Origin of the sequence: Pseudomonas sp. CM25 (assembly GCF_013179705.1) — a bacterium.
In the GTDB taxonomy this organism is placed as follows: domain Bacteria; phylum Pseudomonadota; class Gammaproteobacteria; order Pseudomonadales; family Pseudomonadaceae; genus Aquipseudomonas.
This window is the reverse complement of sequence record NZ_JABMCW010000422.1, coordinates 1-4,114: the sequence shown is the minus strand read 5'-3', so window position 1 is coordinate 4,114 and position 4,114 is coordinate 1. Positions and strand designations below refer to the sequence as shown.

Genomic DNA, 4,114 nt, shown 5'->3' with positions numbered 1-4,114 from the left:
CTGGCTCTTGTTGATCACCTCAGGCGTAGTGCGCCTGTGGTGCTGGCCCGGTACGGGCGGGCGGAACGACTGGAACAGCTTCTTCAGCATGGGATGCACTGTTTGAAGGAATGTTCGGCCAAGAATAGGAGAATGGCCGCATGATGGGCGGGGATTCTAGCATTTACTCAGGGAATGGTGTAGGCGGGTAGCAGAGTGTCTGCCGGAAGGGTAGAAACGACAAGGGGAGCCTAAGCTCCCCAAGAAGTCGTTGCGTGCTCTTATTGTTTTTTTATTGGGCTTCTTGTTTTTGTTGAGTGCCCTGTCCACAAATCTCGAAGCTTGTGGACGACCCCCAATTCAGGGGTAAAGAGCAAACGGATTGCTTTGGCCGCTGATGTCACGTTGATCTGTCGATCCAACCAGTTCAGGCGCTGCTTTTTAGTGCAGTTTTTGTTGTTCTCTGCCTGGTCGTGGGGCAAGCCCCAAACACGCATCCTCTCCAAAAGAATCAGTTAGCTGCGCCTCCGCCGTCTTGTTTTTATTGTGCGTGAGCCGTTTCGTCTTGTTCTTATTCTGAGTTGCAGTGCTTGTTATTGTTCTTGTACCAAACATATAGCAGGTGCCGTGCCAACTTTTAAAAACCCAGTAAAATCAAGGGCTTGGACAGTTTTGACAAAATCTCGGAGGCTGGAAATGTCGAAATTTCGTTACCGTATGCCTCGGGAACTGTTACGGCGGAAAGGGTGGGTAACAGATTTTTGTGTGGGCTGATGTGTTACCTGGGGTGTTTCCAGCTCAGGTGTGTTCGCCACACCCCGTCCAGCGCCTGGGAGATCGAGCGCCGCCCGCGCGGCGCTCGATCTCCCAGGCGCCGCAAATGCTGCGGGCGTATCACTCGCTGGTAGCGTTACTCTTGCGCCGTGGAATCCCCAGTCGCTGGCGCCGTTCCCACAGGCACTTACGGCTGACCCCGAGCTTGCGTGCCAGCTCGGTCTCGGTCATGTGGTCCTGGTGCTCGAGGACGAAATGCTGGAAGTAGTCCTCCAGCGACAGGTCCTCGGTCGGCTCGTGGCTGGCATTGCTGGCACTGGCTGCGACCAGGGCGTTGTTGAGGATCTCGTCCTCTTCCAGGTCGCTCAGCTCGATGTCGATGCCCAGCAGCTCTGCGGAAATTTCTGCGCTTTCGCTGAGGATCACCGCACGCTCCACAGCGTTTTCCAGCTCTCGTACGTTGCCAGGCCAGCTGTAGTGACGAATGGCCTGCTCGGCTTCGGCCGAGAAGTGCAGGTCGTCACGGCCGATGCGCGCGCGCTGGCGAGCCAGGAAGGCGCTGGCGATTTCATTGACGTCGCTGCCGCGTTCACGCAGGGCCGGCAGTTTCAGGGCAATCACGTGCAGGCGGTAATACAAGTCCTCACGGAACTGGCCGGCCTTGGCCAGGTTCTTCAGGTCGCGGTGGGTCGCGGCGATAAGGCGTACGTCGACCTTTTGCGACTGCACCGAACCCACCCGGCGAATCTCCCCTTCCTGCAGCACGCGCAGCAGGCGGGCCTGGGCTTCCAGTGGCAGTTCGCCGATTTCATCGAGGAACAGGGTACCGCCGTCAGCGGCTTCGACCAGGCCGGCACGGCCTGCGCTGGCGCCGGTGAACGCGCCTTTCTCGTGGCCGAACAGTTCGGATTCAATCAGTGTCTCGGGGATGGCCGCACAGTTCACCGAGATCATCGGTGCCTTGGCCCGCCGCGAAAGGTTGTGCAGGGCGCGGGCCACCAGCTCTTTACCGGTGCCCGATTCGCCCTGGATCAGCACATTGGAGTCGGTGGGCGCGACCTTGCGGATCTTGCTGTACATGTCCTGCATGGGCGGGCACGAGCCAATGATGCCGATTTCGCCATTGGCTGCTGCCGCGGTGCCTTTGTCGGCCGCTGCGGCCTTGCCATTGCTGGCGCGTGGCTCGGCAGCCGGTGCCGCCGCGGGGGCGTTCTGCCGGTCGCGGAGGATGCGTGCCACTGCCTGCAGCATCTCGTCGTGGTCGAAGGGCTTGGCGATGTAATCCACCGCGCCCATTTTCATCGAGTCCACCGCCGAGCGCAGGCTGGCGTAGCTGGTCATGATCAGCACCGGCGTACCCTGGCCGAGCTTGATCAGCTCGGTACCGGGCGCACCTGGCAGACGCAGGTCGCTGACGATCAGATCGAAGGTGGCAATGCTGAAGCGTTCCTGGGCTTCCTGCACCGAGCCGGCCTCGCTGACCTGGTACTGGTTCCGCTCGAGCAGGCGACGCAGGGCCGAGCGGATGATGGTTTCGTCTTCGACGATCAGAATATGCGGCATTGATTCAATTCTCTCGACGGTCTCGAATTTCAGGGGACGTCGCTACGACATGCCGGGGCAGGGTCACGCGGATCCGGGTGCCACGTTGCCGTTCGATATCGGCAGGGCTGTCGATGGTGATTTGCCCATAATGCTCTTCCACGATGGAATAGACCAGAGCGAGCCCCAGTCCGGTGCCTTCGCCCGGGTCCTTGGTGGTGAAAAAGGGCTCGAACAGGCGGTCCATGATGCTCTTCGGAATCCCGCTGCCCTCGTCCTCGACGATAAGGTCTACCGTGTGCTCGCTGATTTCGCTGCGCACGCGCACGGCACTGCCTGCCGGCGAGGCGTCGCGGGCGTTGGAGAGCAGGTTGATCAGCACCTGGGCCAGGCGCTGCGGGTCCCCTTCGGCCCAGTGGTCGGGGTCGCAGAGGTTGAAGAACTGCACTTCGAAATTGCGCCGGTTCAATGCCAGCAGGCCGATGGCGTCCTGCGCCACTTCGGCCAGGCACACCGGCTCTTCGCTGTTCTGGTGGCTGCCGCCGGCATGGGCAAAGCTCATCAGCGACTGGACGATGCGCGACACCCGCTTGGTCTGCTCGAGGATCTGGCTGGACAGCTCGGTGATTTCACCGTCGCCCTCGCGCTCCTCGCGCAGGTTCTGGGCCAGGCAGGCGATGCCGGTGATCGGGTTGCCGATCTCGTGGGCCACGCCTGCCGCCAGTCGGCCAATGCTGGCCAGGCGTTCGGAGTGCACCAGCTTGTCTTCCAGCGCCTGGGTTTCGGTGAGGTCTTCCATCAGCAGTACCAGGCCACTGTTACCCGGTGCCAGCGGTTCGTCGATGGCCGCCTTGTGCAGGTTCAGCCAGCGCGGCTGGCCGTCCAGCGCCAGGCGCTGCTTGTGCAAATGCTCGTCCGGCACGTTGATGAAGCCCTGCAGCAAGCCACGCCAGGGTTCGTCGATGGTGACCAGGCGTGAGCCGACCACGTGCTTGGCGGCAATACCGGTCAGCTCTTCCATGGCCTTGTTCCACATGAGGATTTCCTGGTCCTTGGCCAGCGAGCAGACACCCATGGGCAATTCCTGCAGGGTCTGGCGGTGGTAACGGCGCAGGGCATCGAGTTCGGCGGCCAGGCCGGTCAGGCGCGAGTGGTAGTCCTCAAGGCGGCTTTCGATGAAGTGGATGTCCTCGGTCACGTAGTTCTCGTTACCGGACTTGTACGGCAGGAAGCTCTCGACCATGTCCTGAGCCACACTCGGCCCCATCAGGCCGGACAGGTTGGCCTCGATGCGATCGCGCAGGCGGCGCAGGGCATAGGGGCGTCGCTCGTCGAACGGCAGGTAGAGGTCACGCAGGGCTTGCTCCACTTCTTTTTGCGCCGCCTTGGCGCCGAGCGGTTTGGCCAGCTGGGTAGCGAACTCCTGCGGCGAGGCGGCGTGCAGTTCGCGGCGCTGGGGGCGGCGCACGTTGTCCACGGCGCAGGCTTCTGCCGCGCTGACCTCTTCGTTGCTGGCGTTGGTGAACAACGAGATCAGGGTGAACAGCAGCACGTTGGCTGCCAGCGAAGCGATGGCCGCCATGTGCCAGCTGGTGTCGTCCAGCACATAGATCATGTCCAGCAGCGGGATATAGAAGCCCTGCAGGTTGCCCAGCAGCGGCAGCAACATGGTCACCATCCACACCAGGGTGCCGGCCAGCAGCCCGGCGATGAAGCCGCGGCGGTTGGCGGTGGGCCAGTACAGCACCGACAGCACCCCTGGCAGGAACTGCAAGGTGGCGACGAAGGCGACGATGCCCAGGTTGGCCAGGCTCTGGTG

At 62.0% G+C, this 4,114-nt stretch carries 2 protein-coding genes; both read right to left on the bottom strand.

Annotation, left to right across the window (positions count from 1 at the left end):
• Positions 1–873: 873 nt before the first annotated feature.
• Entirely contained in the window at positions 874–2,316 is a 1,443-nt protein-coding gene (locus HP546_RS26995) for a sigma-54 dependent transcriptional regulator (RefSeq protein ID WP_172231920.1), read from the bottom strand.
• Positions 2,317–2,320: 4 nt separating this feature from the next.
• The coding region (locus tag HP546_RS26990) for a PAS domain-containing sensor histidine kinase (protein WP_172231917.1) at positions 2,321–4,114 on the bottom strand (1,794 nt) is incomplete at its 5' end.

Bases quoted from the DNA above. Each gene is read 5' to 3' on its own strand.
- HP546_RS26995 (WP_172231920.1), bottom strand. From the start codon at position 2,316: ATGCCGCATATTCTGATCGTCGAAGACGAAACCATCATCCGCTCGGCC.